The sequence below is a fragment of the Caulobacter sp. GW821-FHT10A10 genome (assembly GCF_059415745.1).
Genome location: NZ_JBWKNV010000002.1, coordinates 483,818 through 502,596 on the forward strand (window position 1 = coordinate 483,818; position 18,779 = coordinate 502,596).

Annotated in this window: 21 protein-coding genes; 15 read left to right on the top strand and 6 right to left on the bottom strand. The window is 68.2% G+C overall.

Annotated features, from left to right (window positions below; all coding sequences use genetic code 11):
- Positions 1-227 precede the first annotated feature (227 nt).
- The 4 genes from AC07NS_RS07120 (at position 228) to AC07NS_RS07135 (ending at position 3,573) form a co-directional block, all read left to right on the top strand.
- Positions 228-650 carry a hypothetical protein gene (locus AC07NS_RS07120; RefSeq protein ID WP_198576748.1) on the top strand — a complete coding sequence of 141 codons (423 nt, stop codon included), beginning with the start codon at positions 228-230 and terminating at the stop codon, positions 648-650.
- Positions 651-710: 60 nt separating this feature from the next.
- The gene (locus AC07NS_RS07125) at positions 711-1,367 is read left to right on the top strand and encodes a sulfite oxidase-like oxidoreductase (protein WP_494602437.1); all 657 of its coding nucleotides are present in this window, start codon (positions 711-713) and stop codon (positions 1,365-1,367) included.
- Between the two features lie 77 nt (positions 1,368-1,444).
- Positions 1,445-2,713 (top strand): acetyl-CoA C-acyltransferase, encoded by a 1,269-nt coding sequence (locus tag AC07NS_RS07130; protein ID WP_494602439.1) that lies wholly within the window; start codon positions 1,445-1,447, stop codon positions 2,711-2,713.
- 548 nt (positions 2,714-3,261) lie between these two features.
- Complete coding sequence (locus AC07NS_RS07135) at positions 3,262-3,573, top strand: DNA-binding protein (protein WP_494602440.1); 312 nt, start codon at positions 3,262-3,264, stop codon at positions 3,571-3,573.
- On the opposite strand, the gene AC07NS_RS07140 is transcribed toward AC07NS_RS07135, so the two are convergent.
- Positions 3,570-3,899 (bottom strand): hypothetical protein, encoded by a 330-nt coding sequence (locus AC07NS_RS07140; protein ID WP_494602441.1) that lies wholly within the window; start codon positions 3,897-3,899, stop codon positions 3,570-3,572. The two genes, AC07NS_RS07135 and AC07NS_RS07140, sit on opposite strands and share 4 nt — an antisense overlap.
- A gap of 68 nt (positions 3,900-3,967) precedes the next feature.
- Positions 3,968-4,642 (bottom strand): polyhydroxyalkanoate synthesis repressor PhaR, encoded by a 675-nt coding sequence (gene phaR, locus AC07NS_RS07145; RefSeq protein ID WP_494602443.1) that lies wholly within the window; start codon positions 4,640-4,642, stop codon positions 3,968-3,970.
- Positions 4,643-4,863: 221 nt separating this feature from the next.
- Between phaR and AC07NS_RS07150 the strand changes: the two genes are divergently transcribed.
- The 5 genes from AC07NS_RS07150 (at position 4,864) to AC07NS_RS07170 (ending at position 9,210) form a co-directional block, all read left to right on the top strand.
- Complete coding sequence (locus tag AC07NS_RS07150) at positions 4,864-6,039, top strand: acetyl-CoA C-acetyltransferase (protein WP_494602445.1); 1,176 nt, start codon at positions 4,864-4,866, stop codon at positions 6,037-6,039.
- Positions 6,040-6,135: 96 nt separating this feature from the next.
- Entirely contained in the window at positions 6,136-6,858 is a 723-nt protein-coding gene (locus tag AC07NS_RS07155) for a beta-ketoacyl-ACP reductase (RefSeq protein ID WP_101711310.1), read from the top strand.
- A gap of 230 nt (positions 6,859-7,088) precedes the next feature.
- Complete coding sequence (locus AC07NS_RS07160; protein ID WP_494602447.1) at positions 7,089-7,853, top strand: DUF4908 domain-containing protein; 765 nt, start codon at positions 7,089-7,091, stop codon at positions 7,851-7,853.
- A gap of 62 nt (positions 7,854-7,915) precedes the next feature.
- The gene (locus tag AC07NS_RS07165; protein ID WP_101711352.1) at positions 7,916-7,999 is read left to right on the top strand and encodes a hypothetical protein; all 84 of its coding nucleotides are present in this window, start codon (positions 7,916-7,918) and stop codon (positions 7,997-7,999) included.
- 110 nt (positions 8,000-8,109) lie between these two features.
- Positions 8,110-9,210, top strand: coding sequence for a 3-deoxy-7-phosphoheptulonate synthase (locus AC07NS_RS07170; RefSeq protein ID WP_494602448.1), 1,101 nt, complete (start codon positions 8,110-8,112; stop codon positions 9,208-9,210).
- A gap of 378 nt (positions 9,211-9,588) precedes the next feature.
- Here AC07NS_RS07170 and tldD read toward each other — a convergent pair whose 3' ends face one another.
- The 4 genes from tldD to AC07NS_RS07190 all read right to left on the bottom strand — a co-directional run bounded on the left by tldD (position 9,589) and on the right by AC07NS_RS07190 (position 12,801).
- Complete coding sequence (gene tldD, locus AC07NS_RS07175; RefSeq protein WP_494602450.1) at positions 9,589-11,019, bottom strand: metalloprotease TldD; 1,431 nt, start codon at positions 11,017-11,019, stop codon at positions 9,589-9,591.
- Between the two features lie 79 nt (positions 11,020-11,098).
- Positions 11,099-11,902 carry a GIN domain-containing protein gene (locus AC07NS_RS07180; protein ID WP_494602452.1) on the bottom strand — a complete coding sequence of 268 codons (804 nt, stop codon included), beginning with the start codon at positions 11,900-11,902 and terminating at the stop codon, positions 11,099-11,101.
- 9 nt (positions 11,903-11,911) lie between these two features.
- Positions 11,912-12,478: a DUF1700 domain-containing protein gene (locus AC07NS_RS07185; RefSeq protein WP_487290053.1), complete on the bottom strand. Its 567-nt coding sequence runs from the start codon at positions 12,476-12,478 to the stop codon at positions 11,912-11,914.
- Positions 12,475-12,801, bottom strand: coding sequence for a PadR family transcriptional regulator (locus AC07NS_RS07190; protein ID WP_110121359.1), 327 nt, complete (start codon positions 12,799-12,801; stop codon positions 12,475-12,477). The genes AC07NS_RS07185 and AC07NS_RS07190 overlap by 4 nt, the downstream gene beginning before the upstream one ends.
- A gap of 374 nt (positions 12,802-13,175) precedes the next feature.
- Between AC07NS_RS07190 and coxB the strand changes: the two genes are divergently transcribed.
- From coxB to AC07NS_RS07220, 6 genes are all read left to right on the top strand, one after another.
- Positions 13,176-14,138 (top strand): cytochrome c oxidase subunit II, encoded by a 963-nt coding sequence (gene coxB / locus AC07NS_RS07195; protein ID WP_494602454.1) that lies wholly within the window; start codon positions 13,176-13,178, stop codon positions 14,136-14,138.
- A gap of 23 nt (positions 14,139-14,161) precedes the next feature.
- The gene (gene ctaD, locus AC07NS_RS07200; RefSeq protein WP_494602456.1) at positions 14,162-15,823 is read left to right on the top strand and encodes a cytochrome c oxidase subunit I; all 1,662 of its coding nucleotides are present in this window, start codon (positions 14,162-14,164) and stop codon (positions 15,821-15,823) included.
- A 104-nt stretch (positions 15,824-15,927) separates the two neighbouring features.
- Entirely contained in the window at positions 15,928-16,977 is a 1,050-nt protein-coding gene (gene cyoE, locus AC07NS_RS07205; RefSeq protein WP_494602458.1) for a heme o synthase, read from the top strand.
- A gap of 47 nt (positions 16,978-17,024) precedes the next feature.
- On the top strand, positions 17,025-17,141 hold the full coding sequence (locus tag AC07NS_RS07210) for a cytochrome c oxidase system small membrane protein (RefSeq protein WP_233245330.1): 117 nt from the start codon (positions 17,025-17,027) through the stop codon (positions 17,139-17,141).
- Positions 17,122-17,763, top strand: coding sequence for a cytochrome c oxidase assembly protein (locus tag AC07NS_RS07215; protein WP_494602459.1), 642 nt, complete (start codon positions 17,122-17,124; stop codon positions 17,761-17,763). The genes AC07NS_RS07210 and AC07NS_RS07215 overlap by 20 nt, the downstream gene beginning before the upstream one ends.
- A gap of 78 nt (positions 17,764-17,841) precedes the next feature.
- On the top strand, positions 17,842-18,717 hold the full coding sequence (locus tag AC07NS_RS07220; RefSeq protein WP_494602460.1) for a cytochrome c oxidase subunit 3: 876 nt from the start codon (positions 17,842-17,844) through the stop codon (positions 18,715-18,717).
- The last annotated feature ends 62 nt before the right edge of the window (positions 18,718-18,779 follow it).

Consider the following 18,779-nt stretch of genomic DNA (forward strand, 5'->3'; position numbering starts at 1 on the left):
GGATGAGGCGCGGCCCTTGCGAGCGCCGACACTCTGATAGGTTTGGCGGGACGCTTAGGGGATTTGCCGGCCGACGGTGAAACCCCTCACCCTCCCACCGCTTCGCGGCGGGCCCCTCCCTCTCCCTATGGAAGAGGGGTCATAGGGGCCGCTCGCCCGCCAAGCGGCGCCAGCTTCACCGGCGGCCGAAAACCGGTTAACTCTGGCGACCGTCGAGGGGATCACGAATGTTCGCCGCCTTTCCGCTGCTGGCCCTGCCGGTGCTGATCTACAATCTGCTGGCCCTGACCGTCGGCGGCGGCTTTTCGTCCGACGCGGCCAGCTACCGCTTCAGCGAGCAGCTGTTCCGTATCCACATGGCCTCGCGGGTCGACTGGATCGTCAGCTGGGGCGACCTGCTGCTGGGCGCCTCGCTGGTGGTGCTGTTCGTCGAGCTTCTGAAGTCGACGACCAGCCGCAAGATCGCGATCATCAACCACTCGCTGTCGATGGTGCTGTTCATCGTCTGCCTGGTGCAACTGCTGCTGCTGCCGGCCTTCGCCACCTCGGTGTTCTTCCTGATCACCCTGATGGTGCTGCTGGACGTGCTGGCCGGCTTCATCGTCACCATCGTGGCGGCCCGCCGCGACGTCGATTTTGGCGACCGCTGAGGCGTTTCTTCAAGCCGCGGGCCGGCCGCGCGCGTTAGCCTCCTTGCCCAGGAGGCCCCGATGGACGACGACCAGCCGCCGGAAGACAGCAAGCTCACCCGCAGCAAGGAAGCCTGGGCCAGGGCCGGCAAGTTCCTGACCGGCCATACGGCGCGGCCCGAGGCCGAGCGCCTGCCGCCCGGCCAACACCTGACCCGCGACTGGCCGGTGCTGGACCTGGGCCTCAAGCCCGACCTGCCGACGGCCGACTGGCGGCTGCGCATCGACGGCCTGGTGGCCCGCCCCGCCACCTGGGACTTCCAGGCTCTGCTGGCCCAGCCGCAGAGCGCGCCGGTGTCGGACATCCACTGCGTCACCACCTGGTCGCGCTACGACAACCACTGGCAGGGCGTGCTGACCCGCGACCTGGCCGAGGCCGTCGCGCCCCGGGACGAGGCGCGGTTCGTGGTGCTGCATTCCTATGACGGCTACACCACCAACCTGACCCTCGAAGACTTCCTGCATGACGGGGTGCTGCTGGCCCACGGCTGGGAGGGCGCGCCGATCGCGGCCGAGCACGGCGGGCCGGTGCGGCTGGTCGCGCCGCATCTCTATTTCTGGAAAAGCGCCAAGTGGCTGAAGCGGATCGAATTCGTCGCCGCCGACCGGCCGGGCTTCTGGGAGGAGCGCGGCTACCACAATCGCGGCGATCCCTGGGCCGAGGAGCGCTATTCGTGAGGGCGGCGGATTTCGACAAGCGCGGCGGTCCGCGCGCGCCTATCTATCGGTAACAGACCCTCTTACGGACGCCGTTCATGACCGCTTCCAACCTCTGGCTCGCCGCCGGCCTGCGCACCCCCTTCGCCAAGGTGGACGGGGCTCTGGCCGCCCATGACGCCATCGACCTCTCCGTGCCCGTGGTGAAGGCCATGCTGGAGAAGGGCGCGCGGCCCGACTTCGCCGTCTGGGGCACGGTGATCCCCAACCTGACCTGGAGCAACATCGCCCGCGAGGTGCTGCTGGACGCCGGGGCCGATCCGACCATCCCGGCCTTCTCGACCGTCATGGCCTGCTCGACCAGCATGGCCGGGGTGCTCGAGGCGGCCGGCATGATCGACGGGCGCGGCCGGGATCTGGCCCTGGTCGGCGGGGTCGAGGCGATGAGCCGGGTGCAGATCGGGCTTTCGGTGCGGCTGTCGGATTGGATCCGCCGCTTCCAGCAGGCCCACGACCTGAAGGGGCGGCTGGCGGTGCTGTCGGCGTTCAAGGCGGCCGACGCGCGGCTCTACGTGCCCAAGGTGGCCAACCGCACGACGGGCCTGTCCATGGGCGAGCACACCGAAATCACCGCCAAGGAGTGGAATCTCTCCCGCGCCGACCAGGACGCCATCGCCTTCGCCAGCCACCAGAACGCCGTGCGCGCCTGGGAGAGCGGCTTCTTCGACGATCTCGTCATCCCCGTCGGCGAGGCCCGGCGCGACACCATTCCGCGCAAGGACAGCACGCTGGAGAAGCTGGCCAAGCTGAAGCCGGCCTTCGACAAGGTAAGCGGCCAGGGCACGCTGACGGCCGGCAATTCCTCGCCCCTGACCGACGGCGCGTCCAGCATCTGGGTGGCCTCGGAGGCGGGCCTGGCCCGTCTGCCTGAGCACACCCCGCGGGTGAAGATCCTCGATTACGAGGTCACCGCCATCGACCTGAGGAACGAGGGCCTGCTGATGGCCCCGGCCTACGGCGTGCCGCGCATGCTGGCGCGCAACGGGCTGACGCTGGGCGACATCGGGCTGTGGGAGATCCACGAGGCCTTCGCGGCCCAGGTGCTGTCGCACATCGCCGCCTGGGAGAGCAGAAAGTTCCTGGCCGAGAAGGCGGGCGTGACCGCCGACCTCGGGGCCTTCCCGCGCGAGCGGATGAACCCCACCGGCGGCAGCCTGGCGATCGGCCACCCGTTCGGGGCCACCGGGGCGCGGATCCTGTCCCAGGCGACCAAGGAGTTGGCCGCGCGCGGCAAGGGCGAGAAGGCGATCGTCAGCATCTGCGCCGACGGCGGTCAGGGCACGATGATGCTGCTGGAAGCGGCGTAGTCACGGCCCCTCGCGGCCCCTCGATCGCTTTCCTGGGCCTTGTGCCCAGGATCCATCGTTCAGCCTGCTCAGACCTTTCGAGTTTAGTCGCCGTCTGAGCAGCGGCCGCCATGGACCCTCGCCACAAGGGCGAGGGAGGCGGCATTTATTGGCTTGAAGACGAATGCTCAGCCGCCGGCCGTTCCCGTGGAGCGGTAGCGAAAATCTGCCGATGTGCTGGAGGCTGGACGTAGAACCGGCCCGAGGACTAGGGGCAACCTCGGGCCGGCGGTACGCATGTCGCGTTGTGGGGGGTGAACGCGACGTCCTGAAATTGAACCCGCTGACCCCGGCAATCAAGCGAATGAACGTCGCTCGGCGCTTTTGTCGCAGGGAAGCGTTGTCAGGAAAACGTTGTCAGGTCAGGGCCGTGAAGATCAGGGTGACGACGGCGACGTCGAAGGCTCGGATCAGGATGGTCAGCATAGGTCGGCGCGCTCTGCGGAAAGATTCAGGGCTCGACCTAGCAAGACTGGCGCCAAGCCGGCCTTCGGCGCTAACAATTCCACATGACGTTGTTTTTCGACCCTGGGTGGTATGACGCGCGGCTGGCCGAGCGCGGGCTCGACCGGGCGGCCCTGGCCGCGGCGGCGGGTCTGAGCGCGGAGGCGCTGGACCTGGCGTTCAAGGACCAGCGCGAGCTGAGCCCCGTCGAAGTGGCCGTTTTCGCCGAAATGCTGGGGGTTTCGCGCGAGGAGGCTGCGCAAAGGGCCGGGATCGGGGTCCACGCCGCGCCCGCCGATCTGGCCGCGCGACGCATCGCGGAACTGGAAGCGAGGGTGGCGGCGCTGGAAGCCAGGCTCGCCGCCCTAGGCGGTTAGATCTCGGTCTTCTTGATCAGGCCCGCCTTGGGACGGCGGTCGGCCGGGCCGGAATATTCCGTGCCGAGATAGGTCGAACGGGCGTTGTCGAGCACTTCCTGCCCACCGCGCAGGCCGCGCTTCTGGCCGGGCTGGCCCATCAGGTGGGCGGCGAAGGCCGCGAAGGCCCCGCGCCGCGGAGGCGGCGGCGGGGCCGGCGTTTCCTCTTCCTCGCGGACATAGGTCACGTCTTCCCCGTCCGCCTCGCGGCGGTCGGAGTCCCGGGGCGCCGGCAGCGCCCGGCGTGCGTTGGCCGCACGTCGGATGGGATCGATCGGACCGTTCATCACAGCTAACCCTAGCGGCGCGTCCGTTAAGAACGAATGCGCCGGCATGGTTGACGCCCGTTCAGGATTTACGGCTTCGTCGCCAGCTTGGCGATCTGCTCCTGCATCGCTTCCAGCTGGCGCTTGAGGTCGGCCAGGCTGTCCTCGCTGGGCGCGGACGGGGCCGGCTGCGGCGGCGGGGCGGGCGGGGCCTCGGCGGCCGCGCCGTCTTCCGGGCGGCTGTAGGCGAAGGGCGAGAACATCTTCATGGCCCGGTCGAACAGGGCCATGTTCTGGCGGATCTGCTCTTCGTAGATCGCCATGCCCGGCGCCGCGGCCTTGCCGGCCAGGCCCTGGCCGGTGAACTGCTGGCGCATGCGCTCCTGCTGCTTGGAGAAGCTTTCCAGCGACATCTCCAGATAGCTGGGCAGGAAGGCCTGCATCGAGTTGCCGTAGAAGCCGATCAACTGGCGCAGGAACTGGATGGGCAGCAGGTTCTGGCCGCCGCCGCGGTTCTCTTCCTCGAAGATGATCTGGGTCAGGACCGAGCGGGTGATGTCGTCATTGGACTTGGCGTCATAGACGACGAAGTCGACGCCCTCCTTCACCATGTCCGACAGGTGCTCGAGGGTGACGTAGGAACTGGACGCGGTGTTGTAGAGCCGGCGGTTGGCGTACTTCTTGATGACGACGCGCTGGCCCGACCCTTTTTCAGCTTTGTCAGCGCCGGGGGCGGCTTCGCCTTTTTCGGGGTTCTCGGACATTTCGTTCCCTGGGACAGCGGTGTCGCCCGCCTTTTCGCATCGCACTATCGCCAATGCAAAGGCATGGCGCCAGTCCCGCGAATAGCTGGAATAGCCATCATGACGTGAAAATGTATTCGTGACGAACGCCGTTCGTTTCGGCATGGTGCTGTTGCACTGCAAAAGTGTGGGCGCCGCACCTGCGAAGGCGTCACCGAACAGTCACGGGAAAACGAAAGCCAATGACCGACATCGTCATCGTCTCCGCCGCTCGCACGCCGGTGGGCTCCTTCCTCGGCGCGCTGTCCAGCCTGCCGGCCTCCGAGCTGGGCAAGACCGCCATCGTCGCCGCGGTCGAGCGGGCGGGCCTGACCCCGGCCGACGTCGATGAAGTGATCCTGGGCCAGGTGCTGCAGGCCGGCGCCGGCCAGGGCCCCGCCCGCCAGGCCTCGGTCAAGGCCGGCGTCCCGGTGGAAAGCCCGGCCTGGAGCCTAAACCAGCTGTGCGGCTCGGGCCTGCGCGCGGTGGCCCTGGGCGCCCAGCAGATCCTGTCGGGCGACGCCAAGATCGTGGTGGTCGGAGGCCAGGAGAGCATGAGCCAGGCCCCGCACGCCCAGGCCCTGCGCACCGGCCAGAAGATGGGCGACCTGGGCCTCGTCGACACCATGATCAAGGACGGCCTGTGGGACGCCTTCCACGGCTACCACATGGGCCAGACGGCCGAGAACATCGCCAACCGCTGGCAGATCACCCGCGAGGACCAGGACAAGTTCGCCGTCGCCAGCCAGAACAAGGCCGAGGCCGCCCAGAAGGCCGGCAAGTTCGCCGACGAGATCGTCGGCGTCACCATCAAGGGCCGCAAGGGCGACACCGTCGTCGACCAGGACGAATACATCCGCCATGGGGTGACCCTGGAGAGCATCTCGGGCCTGAAGCCGGCCTTCGCCAAGGACGGCTCGGTGACCGCCGCCAACGCCTCGGGCCTCAATGACGGCGCCGCGGCCCTGGTGCTGACCACGGCCGAGGAAGCCGAGAAGCGCGGTCTCAAGCCGCTGGCCCGGATCGTCTCGTGGGCCAACGCCGGCGTCGAGCCCGAGATCATGGGCACCGGCCCGATCCCGGCCAGCAAGAAGGCGCTGGAAAAGGCCGGCTGGACCGTCGGCGACCTTGACCTCGTCGAGAGCAACGAGGCCTTCGCCGCCCAGTCGATCTCGGTGGTGCGGGAGCTGGGCCTCGACCCGGCCAAGGTCAACGTCAACGGCGGCGCCATCGCCATCGGCCACCCGATCGGCGCCTCGGGCGCGCGGATCCTCACCACCCTGGTGCACGAGCTGAAGCGCTCGGGCGGCAAGAAGGGCCTGGCCACGCTGTGCGTCGGCGGCGGCATGGGCGTGGCCCTCTGCGTCGAAGCCGTCTGAGCCCGGAAGAAGTCTTCGTGACAAACTGCGTCCGGGGCTTGCGCTCCGGACGCGACCACGTGCAACCATGACGTAACGGCAGCAGGAGACTGGTGAATGGCTAGAGTTGCGTTCGTGACCGGCGGCACGCGGGGCATCGGTCGAGCGATCTGCGAGCGGCTGGTGGCCGACGGATTGAAGGTCGCGGCCGGTTATTCCGGCAACGAGGCGGCCGCCGAGGCCTGCGCCAAGGAACTGGGCGTGATGGTGGTCAAGGGCAATGTCGGCTCGTTCGAAGACTGCCAGGCGGCCGTGGCCAAGGTCACCGCCGAGCTCGGCCCGGTCGACGTGCTGGTCAACAACGCCGGCATCACCCGCGACGGCTTCCTGCACAAGATGACCTACGAGCAGTGGTCGGAAGTGATCCGGGTCAACATGGACTCGGCCTTCAACATGACCCGCCCGGTGATCGAGGGCATGCGCGAGCGCGGCTGGGGCCGGATCGTCAACATCAGCTCGATCAACGGCCAGAAGGGCCAGGTCGGCCAGACCAACTATTCGGCCGCCAAGGCCGGCCTGATCGGCTTCACCAAGGCCCTGGCGCTCGAGAACGCCAAGAAGGGCGTGACCGTCAACGTCATCTGCCCGGGCTATATCGACACCGAGATGGTGGCCGCCGTCCCCGAGACGGTGCTGGCCGGCATCATCGGCGGCATTCCCGTCGGCCGCCTGGGCAAGGGCGAGGAGATCGCCGACATGGTCTCGTTCCTGGCCGGCGAGCGGGCGGGCTTCGTGACCGGCGCCACCCTGTCGTTGAACGGCGGCCAGTACCTCGCCTGACGGTCGTTCCGCCCGGGCCGGAAGGCTTGTGGCTTGACCACGCGGTCCCGGTCGGCGTCTGTAGGCGCCGACCGGGATGTTCAGGGGGCGCGTGGCGATTGCCGGGCGCCAGGGAAGCGTTGCAGAAAAGTCGCATGGCGACGCTTGCCAGGAAGCGCCGCCTCCACGTCCAAGAATCGCCCCAGTCGGGGACCATCACCGTCGCCATGATACGACCGACGGTGGAAACGATGGGGCCGAGAGGCTGCGCGGCCGCGCTGGCGCTCACCCTGATCGGCGCAGGGTTCTGCGCCTCGCCCGCCGCCGCCCAGTCCAAGCACAGCCTGCGCGACGCCCTGTTCGGCGACCGCGCCACGGCGGAGGCCCGCAAGCCCGCGCCGCCGCCCGTGGCCCGCTACGTCTCGGAAGGCGGCGGGGCCTTCGTGCTCGACCGCGCCACGCCGACCGCCCTGCTGAAGTTCGAGAACAGCAGCGAGGTGTGGGTGCTGTCGCCCCACGCCGGGCCGCGCGGCGACGTGATCTACAAGAACGAGCTGGGCGAGCCGGTGCTGCGCGCCACCAAGCTGGGCGGCATGATCCTGTTCACGCCCGACCGCCCGGCCGGCGCCGCCGCGGCCCTGATGGGCCGAGCCACGACCATCCAGCCGCCGGCCTTCATCAAGCCCAGCGCGCTCTTCCTGCGCATGGCCCAGGCCGCCGATCGCGCCAGCCGCGCCGCGCGCCACCAGGTCAGCTTCGAGACCGTGCAGGACGCCCGGCCCGAGACCTCGGTGCTGGTGGCCGAAAGCGCCAATGTCGCGGCCGAGGCCTTCGAGCGCATGGCCCGCAACGGCGACCGCAACCTGCTGAACCGCATCGGCCGCGTGCTGCTGGCCGAGGGCCGCAAGCCCGGCGCGGCGATCAAGGACGACGCCCTGATCGTCACCTACGCCTCGGGCAAGGGCCTGGCCGGCCGCCCGTCGTCGGAGCGGATCATCAAGGTGGTGGACCAATAGGCCAAGCCTATTGCTCCGCCTGGCCTGTGGACTCCTGGAAAACTTGGCTCTAGGGTGACTGGATGATCCTCGCCGCCAGCCAACAGCTGTTTTGGTACTTTAGCTATCCGACGCCTCTGGCGCCGGGAGGGGATCGTTTGGCCTGAGACCAGGCCGCCAAAAACGCCTTTCACCAGCCGCCAGGGGTCCCCCGGGCGGCTTTTTTAATGGCCGCCGGACCTCGCGAATGTCTTCTCGCTCTTCCAGGAACCGCGCCATGCCTTCTTCTTCGACCGCCGCCAGTCTCGTCTCGCTGCCCGTCCCCACCGACGACCTGCGCATCTCGCGCCTGCAGACCCTCAGCCCGCCCGCCCAGGTGATCGGCGAAGCGCCGGCCTCCTCGTCGATCGCCGAGATCGTCGGCGACGCCCGCCAGGCGGTGCACGAGGTGCTGCACGGCCGCGACGACCGCCTGGTGGTGGTGATCGGCCCGTGCTCGATCCACGATCCCAAGGCCGCCCTCGACTACGCCCAGCGCCTGGCGGCCGAGCGCGAACGCCACGCCGGTGAGCTGGAAGTGATCATGCGGGTCTATTTCGAGAAGCCGCGCACCACGGTCGGCTGGAAGGGGCTTATCAACGATCCCGATCTCGACGGCGGCTTCCGGATCAACGAGGGCCTGCGGCTGGCGCGGCGGGTGCTGCTGGACGTCAGCGCCCAGGGCCTGCCGACCGCCTGCGAGTTCCTGGACGTCACCACCCCGCAGTACATCGCCGACCTGGTGGCCTGGGGCGCGATCGGCGCCCGCACCACCGAAAGCCAGATCCACCGCGAGATGGCGTCGGGCCTGTCGTGTCCGGTCGGCTTCAAGAACGGCACCAACGGCGACGTGAAGGTGGCGATCGACGCGGTGACCGCCGCGGCCCAGCCGCACCATTTCCTGGCCGTGACCAAGGAAGGCCGCGCGGCCATCGCCACCACCACCGGCAACGCCGACAGCCACGTGGTGCTGCGCGGCGGCAAGACGCCCAACTACGACGCCGCCAGCGTCGGAGCGGTGGCAGAAGCCCTGGTCAAGGCGGGCCTGCCGGCCAGGATCATGGTCGACGCCAGCCACGCCAACAGCGGCAAGAACCACGAGAACCAGCCGGCCGTCGTCGCCGACATCGCCGCCCAGGTGGCGACCGGGACCTCGCCGATCATGGGCGTGATGATCGAGAGCAACCTCGTCGCTGGCCGCCAGGACATCGTCCCGGGCAAGCCCCTGACCTACGGCCAGTCGGTCACCGACGCCTGCATCGACTGGGAGACGTCGGTGCGCGTGCTCGAGGACCTGGCCGCCGCCGTGCGGGCCGGCCGCGCCGCCAAGGCGGGCTGAGACGCTCACCCGCCAACGAAAAAGGACCCCGGCATGCTCCGCCGGGGTCCTTCGCAGTGGCCGCTTCTGATCCGCTTGGGATTGGGGACCGGTAATCGCGGGCGGCGGCCTCGTTGACGCGCCCAGACTGGGCCGTGGACGAGGCGCGGGTGAAGTTACAAGCGCGACAGGTGGATTAAATCGCCGACAGGGTCGGCTAGGGTCGTCCTTCTCCCCTTGCGGGAGAAGGTGGCGCCGAAGGCGTCGGATGAGGGGTCTCTCAAACTTTCGACGCTGGGGCTGGTCGATCCACTGGTCGCGGCGGACAGGATTTTCGACCCCTCACCCGACCTCCCTCCGGGAGGCTGCCCTCTCCCGCAAGGGGAGAGGGATCAGGTCTTAGAGGCTCGTCCCGCCCACCGTCAGGCCAGTGATCTTCAAGGACGGCTGGCCCACGCCCACGGGCACGCCCTGGCCGGCCTTGCCGCAGACGCCGATGCCCGGATCGAAGTCGAAGTCGTTGCCGATCATGGTCACGCGGGTCAGGGCCGAGGGGCCGTCGCCGATCAGGGTCGCGCCCTTGACCGGGGCGGTGATCTTGCCGTCCTCGACGAGGTAGGCCTCGGTGCACTGGAAGACGAACTTGCCGTTGGTGATGTCGACCTGGCCGCCGCCGAAATTGGCGCAGTAGAGGCCCTTCTTCATCGAGGCGATCATCTCGGCCGGGTCGTGGTCGCCCGCCAGCATGCCGGTGTTGGTCATGCGCGGCATCGGCATGTGGGCGTAGGACTGCCGGCGGCCGTTGCCGGTGGCCTGCATGCCCATCAGCCGGGCCGACATGCGGTCGTGCATGTAGCCCACGAGAATCCCGTCCTCGATCAGGATGGTGCGCTCGGTCGGCGTGCCCTCGTCGTCGATGGTCAGCGAGCCGCGGCGGCCGGGGATCGAGCCGTCGTCGAAGACGGTGACGCCCTTGGCGGCCACCCGCTCGCCGATGCGGCCGGAGAAGGCCGAGATGCCCTTGCGGTTGAAGTCGCCTTCCAGGCCGTGGCCGACGGCCTCGTGCAGCAGCACCCCGTTCCAGCCGGGGCCGAGCACCACGTCCATCTCGCCGGCCGGGCAGGCGACGGCGTCGAGGTTCACCAGCGCCTGGCGCAGGGCCTCGTCGACCTGGCCCTGCCACTTGTCGGGGCTGATCCAGGCCGAGAAGCCGGCGCGGCCGCCGGCGCCGGACGTGCCGGCTTCGCGCTTGCCGTCCTTCTCGACCGTGACCTGGACGTTGAGGCGCACCAGCGGGCGCACGTCGCGGATCAGCTTGCCGTCGGCGCGCAGGATCTCGACCACCCGGCGCTCGCCGGCCAGGCTGGCCATCACCTGCACCACGCGCGGGTCGCGCTGGCGGGCGAAGGCGTCGATCTCCTGGAGCAGGGACACCTTCTCGGAGAAGGCGGGCGAGGAGACCGGGTCTTCCTCGCCATAGAGCTTTTCGTTGGTCGAGCGCGGGCCCTCGGCCGAGATCCCGGCATGGCCGCGCTTGGCGAGGCTGGCCGAGGCCGCGGCCCGGCCGATGGCGGCTTCGGAGATCTCCGAGGCGTGGGCGTAGCCGGCCGTCTCGCCGGCCACCACGCGCAGGCCGAAGCCTTCGCCCGAGTCATAGGAGGCGGTCTTCAGCCGGCCGTCGTCGAAGACGAAGGCCTCGCTCTCGGACCGCTCGAGGAAGAGCTCGCCGTCGTCGGCCCCGGCCAGGGCCTCGCCCAGGATGGCGCGGGCGCGTTGCGGGTCGACGCCGGCGGCGTCCAGCAGGGAAGGGGCGGAGAGGGGAGCGGTCATCCCTACAAGTTAGGCGCTCGAAGGCTCCGCGTCATCTCCCTCCGCCCCGCGATCCTGTCGCGGGGCGGAGGGCAGGGGCTCACCAGTCCTCGTTGACCTCGCCCGAGCCGGCGATCGACTTGGACAGGCGGGCCGGGCGCTCGGTCAGGGTGACGTCGCCGCTGCCGGCGATGCTGACGTCGGCCTCGCCCGTCGGGCCAAGCTTGGCCTCGCCGCTGCCGGCGATCTCGACCTTGGCGTCGGAGACGGTCAGGGCGCTCAGTTCGGCCTCGCCGGAGCCGGCGATGTGCAGGTCGACGGCCTTGGTCTTGCCCGAGGCGTAGACCTCGCCGCTGCCGTTCAGCGCCAGGGCCAGGCTCGGCTGGTCGTAGGACTGGATGTCCAGGTCGCCCGAGCCGTTGAGCACGAAGCTCTTCACCGACGGGGCCGAGACGCGGATGATCAGGTCGTCGGAATGGGCCAGCAGCCGCACCCCGTCGCCGGTGATCGTGAAGCCGCGACCGTTGCCGTCGCCGTCGAGGTGCAGGCGGTCGCCCGACAGCACCACGCGGCGGACCAGGCCTTGCGGGCCTTCGACGGTGACGCCGGCCTTGTCGCTCTGGGTGAAGATCACCCGGGCGGGCAGGTCGATGCGCAGGGCCTCGCCGCCGGTCCAGGCGATCTGGCGGGTGGTGTTGGGGCCGTGGTCCTCGATCGTCACTTCGCCGTTGCGGTGGACGGAGACGCGGCCGTCGTCGTCCTCGACGTTGAAGTGGATGTTGGCGGGGATGGTCCAGCCGCCTTGCTGGATCATCTGGCGGCCGCCGATGGCGAAGGCGGTTCCAAGGCACGCCACGGCCAGGACGAAGCTGGCGACGGCGATGATGGTCAGGTTGCGGATCATGGCGCGACCTCAGGCTTGCGGTTCGATGGCCGGCTTCAGCAGCCGGTAGTGGAGGCGGCCGTACCAGACCAGCACGTTGACCAGGCCGACCGTGACCAAGCCGGTGACGGCGGTCAGGGCGGTGGCCGCGGCCATCAGGCCGATGCCGCCCAGGATGGCGACGGCGGGGCCGCCCGGCGGGTTGAAGAACGGACCGGCCGAGAACACGAAGCCCCCGGCGATGAAGACGCCGATCCCGGCCATGAAGAAGCCGAACAGCGCCCCGATCACGCCCATCAGGATGGGCAGCAGGATCAGGATGTCGATCGCGCCCAGGCCCAGCACCGCGAACACGGCGCCGGCGGCGGCCGACGGGTTCTTGGTTTCTTCCCAGCGCTTGAGGCCGGCTTCGGCGCGCAGTTCGCGGGCCAGGCGTTCGGGGTCGCCCAGGGCGGCGGCCGTCTCGGCCTCGGTGCGGCCGGCGGCGACGGCGTCGTCGAAGTGGGCGTCGTAGTCGGCGACCGCGTCGGCGATGGTGGTGGCCGGCAGGCCGGCCAGGCCGCGCTTCAGGCGGCTGATGAATTCGGCGCGGGTCATGCGGCGGCTCCCAGGATGTCGTCCACGGCCTTGGTGAAGGCGGCCCATTCGGCCTTCTGGGCGGCGAAGCTGTCGCGGCCGGCGGTGGTCAGGCGGTAGTATTTGCGGGGCGGGCCGCTGGTCGACTCGACCAGGTAGGTCTCGACCAGTCCGTCGGACTGCAGGCGTCTCATCAGCGGGTAGATGGTCCCCTCTCCCATGTCGATGTCGTGGGCCAGCTGGCTGGCGATCTCGTAGGCGTAGCTGTCGGCCTTCGACAGCAGGGCCAGCACGCACAGCGCCAGCACGCCCTTCTTCAATTGTGTTTCGATGGCTTCAGGCACGGCTCTCGTTTCCTGTTGGTAGGAGCCTTGTACCGACAGGTAGTGTGTGATGCAAGGTAGCTGTTATTACAAGTTATCAATGTTCGGAGATCGGCGTGATTCGCCTGTCGGTCGTGTGGATGGATTTGGCGAAGTTATTGAGAATGCTTCGCAACTGGTGCGATTCCCCTGCTCCACATGTGGTTTCGGGTGCTTGGCAACAGGGATTGATGCGCGTATGCACGCCTGCGACCGATCGGCGCCATGGGGAGAGCTCCGACTTGTTGCAAAGTCGATTGCTTGAACCCCGGTATCCGGTCGTATTGTGCAAGTCGGCGCGGCGGGAGACGGAGTGTCACCCCGTTAGAACGCCGCCGAAACGGGCCGAGAGGGAAATGAAGCAATTCCAGGGGATGCGGCGGAAGTGGGCTGGCCTTTGCGCCGCCGCCGCCACGATGGCGTTCGCAGGGCAAGCCTTCGCCGACGATCTATTGGGTCAGCCGACGCCTGGGGGGATCGCCCTCCAGCCTGCCGCGTCGGTGCTGAAGCATGACGCGATCTGGTTCCACAACTGGATCCTGCTGCCGATCATCACGGCCATCACCCTGCTGGTCCTGGGCCTGATCATCTGGATCGCCGTGCGCTACAACGCCAAGGCCAATCCGGTCCCCGCGAAGTTCAGCCACAACACCACGATCGAGATCATCTGGACGCTGGTGCCCGTGCTGATCCTGATGATCATCGCGATCTTCTCGTTCAAGCTGCTCTTCCGCTACAACGACATGCCCAAGCCCTACATGACCGTGAAGGCCACGGGCTATCAGTGGTACTGGGGCTACGAGTACCCCGACCAGAAGATCCCCGAGATCATCTCCAACGTGCTCACCGAAGAGCAGGTGGCCGCCAAGGGCCTGCCGCACAGCCTGTACCGCCTGGCCGCCAGCGAGGCGATGGTGGTGCCGGTCAACCAGGTGGTCCGCGTGCAGGTCACCGGCGCCGACGTGATCCACGCCTTCGCCCTGCCGGCCTTCGGCCTGAAGATCGACGCCATCCCGGGCCGCCTGAACGAGACCTGGTTCAAGGCCGAGAAGGTGGGCACCTATTACGGCCAGTGCTCGGAACTTTGCGGCATCGACCACGCCTTCATGCCGATCGAGATCAAGGTCGTCAGCCAGGCCGAGTTCGACGCGTGGGTGAAGGCCAAGGCTCCGGCCGCGGCTCCCGCCGCCACGCCGGCCGCGACCGAAGCCGCCGCGCCCGCGGCCGCTCCGGCCACCACGACGCCCGCCGCCGCCGCTCCGGCCGCCGCTCCCGCTTCCGCTCCGGCCGCGGCCCCCGCCGCCGCGCCGGCGGCCTAAGAACGCTTTAGGATATCAGTCCGATGGCTCACGCCGCTGACATCGATCATCACGACGACCACGGGGCCGACGAAAAGCCGCCCTTCTTCGCTCGCTGGTTCTTCTCCACCAACCACAAGGACATCGGCACCCTCTACATCCTGTTCGCCATCATGGCCGGGATCGTGGGCGGCGCCCTGTCGGGCCTGATCCGCTGGGAGCTGATGCACCCGGGCATCCAGGTCTTCACCGACAACGGCCTGCTGGCCCAGCTCGGCGTGTTCAAGGGCAAGCACGGCTACAACGCCGTGGTCACCGCCCACGCCCTGATCATGATCTTCTTCATGGTCATGCCCGCCATGATCGGCGGCTTCGGCAACTGGTTCGTCCCGATCATGATCGGCGCGCCGGACATGGCCTTCCCGCGGATGAACAACATCTCGTTCTGGCTGCTGGTCGCCGCCTGGGTGCTGCTGTGCACCTCGATGTTCGTCGACGGCGGTCCGGGCCACGGCTTCGGCGGCGGCTGGACGATCTATCCGCCGCTGTCGACCACCGGCCACACCGGCCCGGCCATGGACCTGGCGATCCTGTCGCTCCACCTGGCCGGCGCCTCGTCGATCCTCGGCGCTATCAACTTCATCACCACGATCTTCAACATGCGCGCGCCGGGCATGACCCTGCACCGCATGCCGCTGTTCGCCTGGTCGGTGCTGATCACCGCCTTCCTGCTGCTGCTGTCGCTGCCCGTCCTGGCCGGCGCCATCACCATGCTGCTGACCGACCGCAACTTCGGCACCCACTTCTTCGACCCTGCCGCCGGCGGTGACCCGGTGATGTTCCAGCACCTGTTCTGGTTCTTCGGTCACCCGGAAGTGTACATCCTGATCCTGCCCGGGTTCGGCATCATCAGCCACATCGTCTCGACCTTCTCGAAGAAGCCGGTCTTCGGCTACCTGGCCATGGCCTACGCCATGGTCGCCATCGGCTTTGTCGGCTTCATCGTGTGGGCCCACCACATGTACACGGTCGGCATGAGCATCAACCTGCGCGCCTACTTCGTGGCCGCGACGATGATCATCGCCGTCCCGACCGGCGTGAAGATCTTCTCGTGGATCGCCACGATGTGGGGCGGTTCGATCAGCTTCAAGACGCCCATGCTGTGGGCGATCGGCTTCATCTTCCTGTTCACGGTGGGCGGCGTCACCGGCGTCGTGCTGTCGAACGCCGGCATCGACTACAGCCTGCACGACACCTACTACGTGGTGGCGCACTTCCACTACGTGCTGTCGCTGGGCGCCGTCTTCGCCATCTTCGCGGGCTTCTACTACTGGTTCGAGAAGATGTGGGGCGTGAAGTACAACGAGTTCCTCGGCGCTCTGCACTTCTGGATCATGTTCGTGGGCGTGAACCTGGTGTTCTTCCCGCAGCACTTCCTGGGCCTGGACGGCATGCCTCGCCGCTATGTCGACTATCCGGACGCGTTCGCGAAGTGGAACTACGTCTCGTCGGTCGGCTACATGATCACCGTGGCGGGCGTCGGCGTCTTCCTGCTGGTGCTCATCGAGGCCGCCATCCGCCGCCGCAAGGCCGAGGCCAACCCGTGGGGCGAAGGCGCCACCACGCTGGAATGGACCCTGTCCTCGCCGCCGCCGTTCCACCAGTTCAGCGAGCCGCCGGTCATCAAGGCCGACGATCATCACTGATCTCTGGTAAGATAGCAGTATAAGCGCGGGGGGCGCGGATCCGGCGACAGCCGGGCCCGCGCCCTTCGCCCATCAAGACCTAGCTTTCCAAGATACCGTATCCCATGGCCAAGCCCGCCGTTCTCCCGTCAGACACGTCAGCGACCGAGCCGGTCCGCGCGGCGCGCTGGCAGGACTATTTCCAGCTGATGAAGCCGCGCGTGATGTCGCTGGTGGTGTTCACGGGCCTGACCGGCCTGGTGGCCGCCCGCACGCCCATCCACCCGCTGCTGGGCGCGGTGGCGGTGCTGTGCATCGCCGTCGGGGCCGGCGCCTCGGGCGCGCTGAACATGTGGTACGACGCCGACATCGACGCCAAGATGCGCCGCACCCGCGGCCGCCCGGTGCCGGCGGGTCTGGTCGAGGGCTCCGAAGCCGCCGCCCTGGGCGTGGTGCTGAGCCTGCTGTCGGTCATGCTGCTGGGCATGGCGATCAACTGGCTGGCGGCGGGCCTGCTGGCCTTCACCATCGTCTTCTACGCCGTGGTCTACACCATGTGGCTGAAGCGCTGGACGGCCCAGAACATCGTCATCGGCGGGCTGGCCGGCGCGTTGCCGCCAGCGATCGGCTGGGCGGCGGCCACCGGTTCGGCCCCGCTGAACGCCTGGCTGATGGTGCTGATCATCTTCCTGTGGACCCCGCCGCACTTCTGGGCGCTGTCGCTCTACATCAGCACCGACTACGCCAAGGCCGGCGTGCCGATGCTGCCGGTGGTCAAGGGCGCCAAGGCCACCCGCCAGCAGATCCTGATCTACAGCCTGATCTTCATCCCCGTCTGCCTGGCGCCGGCCTTCACGGGCCTGGGCGGCCCGCTGTACCTGGCCGTCTCGGGCCTGGGGGGCCTCGTGTTCCTGACCCTGGCCTGGCGGGTGTTCCGCAGCGACGCCGGCGACGCGGCCGACCCGCGCGCGGCCGACCGCGCCCTCTACGAGGTGGAGGCCGCGCCCGCTCCCGCCGCTGAACCTGCCGTCGAAGGCAAGCGCCCGCCGCCGGTGGGCGGGGCCAAGGACGCCCGCAACCTGTTCGCCTTCTCGATCCTCTATCTCTTCGCCCTGTTCGCCGCCCTGCTGGCCGAGGCCATGATCGGCGTGAAGGCTCTGGAGCTCATTTCTTGACCGACCCGAAGAAGACCGTCTCCGTCCAGCCGGACAAGGCCGACGCCATCAAGGCCCGCAACGGCCGCAATATCGCCCTCGCCGTCGGCCTGGTCGCCTTCGTCGTGCTGGTGTTCGTGGTCACCCTGGTGAGGCTGGGCGCCAATGTCGGAAACCGGTTCTGACACGCCGCCGGCGAAGGCCGGCGACACGGCTCAGGCCCGCCGCAACAAGCGCGTCGCGCTGATCTGCGCCGTCGCCTTCGTCGGCATGGTCGGCGCGGCCTATGCGGCGGTGCCGCTGTACAAGCTGTTCTGCCAGGCCACCGGCTTCGACGGCACGGTGCGCCGCGCCGAGGCGGCCCCGACCAAGGTGCTCGACCGCACCGTCCAGATCCGCTTCGACGCCAATATCCGCAACCTGCCCTGGACCTTCACCACCGAGCAGGTCAGCCAGGACATCAAGCTGGGCGCCTCGGGGCTGGCCTTCTTCAAGGTCACCAACACCAGCGACAAACCCCAGACCGGCCGGGCGATCTACAACGTGGTGCCCGAGCAGGCCGGCCCGTACTTCCAGAAGATCGAGTGCTTCTGTTTCTCGAACCAGACGATCCAGCCCGGCCAGACGGTCGAGTTCCCGGTCGTCTACTTCGTCGATCCCCGCTTCGCCGAGGATCCGGAGACCAAGGGCAAGTCCGAGATCACCCTGTCCTACACCTTCTTCCCGGCCGTCGATGGCCAGGAAGGCAAGACCGACGTGCCCCGCATCGTCGAGCCTCTTGGCGGAACAGCGTCCAACAGACTATAGCAATTCATAAGGGAGAGGCGCGGGCCGGGGGGACCCAAGCGACGCGCCATCAATAAGATTAAAGAGGGTTCGCGACACATGGCCCACGGCGCCGTCAAACACGACTACCACATCCTGCCGCCCAGCCCGTGGCCGTTCGTCGGCTCGGCGGCCGCCACGGTCATGGCGCTCGGCCTGATCGCCTGGATCAAGGGCGGGGTGTTCGGCATCGAGAAGGGCCAGTGGTGGCTGTTCGCGACCGGCCTGGCCGGCGTGCTCTACACGATGTTCGGCTGGTGGCGCGACGTCATCAAGGAAGCCAACGCCGGCGACCACACCCCTGTCGTCTCGATCGGCCTGCGCTACGGCATGGTGCTGTTCATCGCCTCGGAAGTGATGTTCTTCGTGGCGTGGTTCTGGATCTTCTTCGAGATGGCCCTGTTCCATCATCACCGCACCCTGTCGGGCATCGAGGAAGTGCGCACCGCCTGGGCCGCCTGGCCGCCGGCCGGCGTCGAGACCGTCTCGCCCTGGCACCTGCCGCTGGTCAACACCCTGACCCTGCTGCTCTCGGGCACGACCATCACCTGGTCGCACCACGCCCTGCAGCAAGGCGACCGCAAGGGCGCCCAGTGGGGCCTGATCCTGACCATCCTGCTCGGCGCGCTGTTCACCTGCATCCAGGTCTACGAATACGCCCACATCAACCATGAGCAGCTGTTCTACAACGAAGCCGCCGCCAATTCGGGCCTGTACGGTTCGACCTTCTTCCTGGCGACCGGCTTCCATGGCTTCCACGTCTTCGTGGGCACGCTGTTCCTGATCGTCTGCCTGATCCGCCTGATGAACGGCGCCTTCACGCCCAAGCAGCACTTCGGCTTCGAAGCGGCCGCCTGGTACTGGCACTTCGTCGACGTGGTCTGGCTGTTCCTGTTCGCCTTCATCTACGTGATCTTCGGCGCCTCGACGCACTAGCGCGCCAGGGTTAGGTGCGCGCGGCTAACCCGTCCGGCGCGCTAGCTCTTGGAAGCCGGAGC

Coding starts and splice junctions, on each gene's coding strand:
- AC07NS_RS07120 (WP_198576748.1), top strand. CDS start 228: ATGTTCGCCGCCTTTCCGCTGCTGGCCCTGCCGGTGCTGATCTACAAT.
- AC07NS_RS07125 (WP_494602437.1), top strand. CDS start 711: ATGGACGACGACCAGCCGCCGGAAGACAGCAAGCTCACCCGCAGCAAG.
- AC07NS_RS07130 (WP_494602439.1), top strand. CDS start 1,445: ATGACCGCTTCCAACCTCTGGCTCGCCGCCGGCCTGCGCACCCCCTTC.
- AC07NS_RS07135 (WP_494602440.1), top strand. CDS start 3,262: ATGACGTTGTTTTTCGACCCTGGGTGGTATGACGCGCGGCTGGCCGAG.
- AC07NS_RS07140 (WP_494602441.1), bottom strand. CDS start 3,899: ATGAACGGTCCGATCGATCCCATCCGACGTGCGGCCAACGCACGCCGG.
- phaR (WP_494602443.1), bottom strand. CDS start 4,642: ATGTCCGAGAACCCCGAAAAAGGCGAAGCCGCCCCCGGCGCTGACAAA.
- AC07NS_RS07150 (WP_494602445.1), top strand. CDS start 4,864: ATGACCGACATCGTCATCGTCTCCGCCGCTCGCACGCCGGTGGGCTCC.
- AC07NS_RS07155 (WP_101711310.1), top strand. CDS start 6,136: ATGGCTAGAGTTGCGTTCGTGACCGGCGGCACGCGGGGCATCGGTCGA.
- AC07NS_RS07160 (WP_494602447.1), top strand. CDS start 7,089: ATGGGGCCGAGAGGCTGCGCGGCCGCGCTGGCGCTCACCCTGATCGGC.
- AC07NS_RS07165 (WP_101711352.1), top strand. CDS start 7,916: ATGATCCTCGCCGCCAGCCAACAGCTGTTTTGGTACTTTAGCTATCCG.
- AC07NS_RS07170 (WP_494602448.1), top strand. CDS start 8,110: ATGCCTTCTTCTTCGACCGCCGCCAGTCTCGTCTCGCTGCCCGTCCCC.
- tldD (WP_494602450.1), bottom strand. CDS start 11,019: ATGACCGCTCCCCTCTCCGCCCCTTCCCTGCTGGACGCCGCCGGCGTC.
- AC07NS_RS07180 (WP_494602452.1), bottom strand. CDS start 11,902: ATGATCCGCAACCTGACCATCATCGCCGTCGCCAGCTTCGTCCTGGCC.
- AC07NS_RS07185 (WP_487290053.1), bottom strand. CDS start 12,478: ATGACCCGCGCCGAATTCATCAGCCGCCTGAAGCGCGGCCTGGCCGGC.
- coxB (WP_494602454.1), top strand. CDS start 13,176: ATGAAGCAATTCCAGGGGATGCGGCGGAAGTGGGCTGGCCTTTGCGCC.
- ctaD (WP_494602456.1), top strand. CDS start 14,162: ATGGCTCACGCCGCTGACATCGATCATCACGACGACCACGGGGCCGAC.
- cyoE (WP_494602458.1), top strand. CDS start 15,928: ATGGCCAAGCCCGCCGTTCTCCCGTCAGACACGTCAGCGACCGAGCCG.
- AC07NS_RS07215 (WP_494602459.1), top strand. CDS start 17,122: ATGTCGGAAACCGGTTCTGACACGCCGCCGGCGAAGGCCGGCGACACG.
- AC07NS_RS07220 (WP_494602460.1), top strand. CDS start 17,842: ATGGCCCACGGCGCCGTCAAACACGACTACCACATCCTGCCGCCCAGC.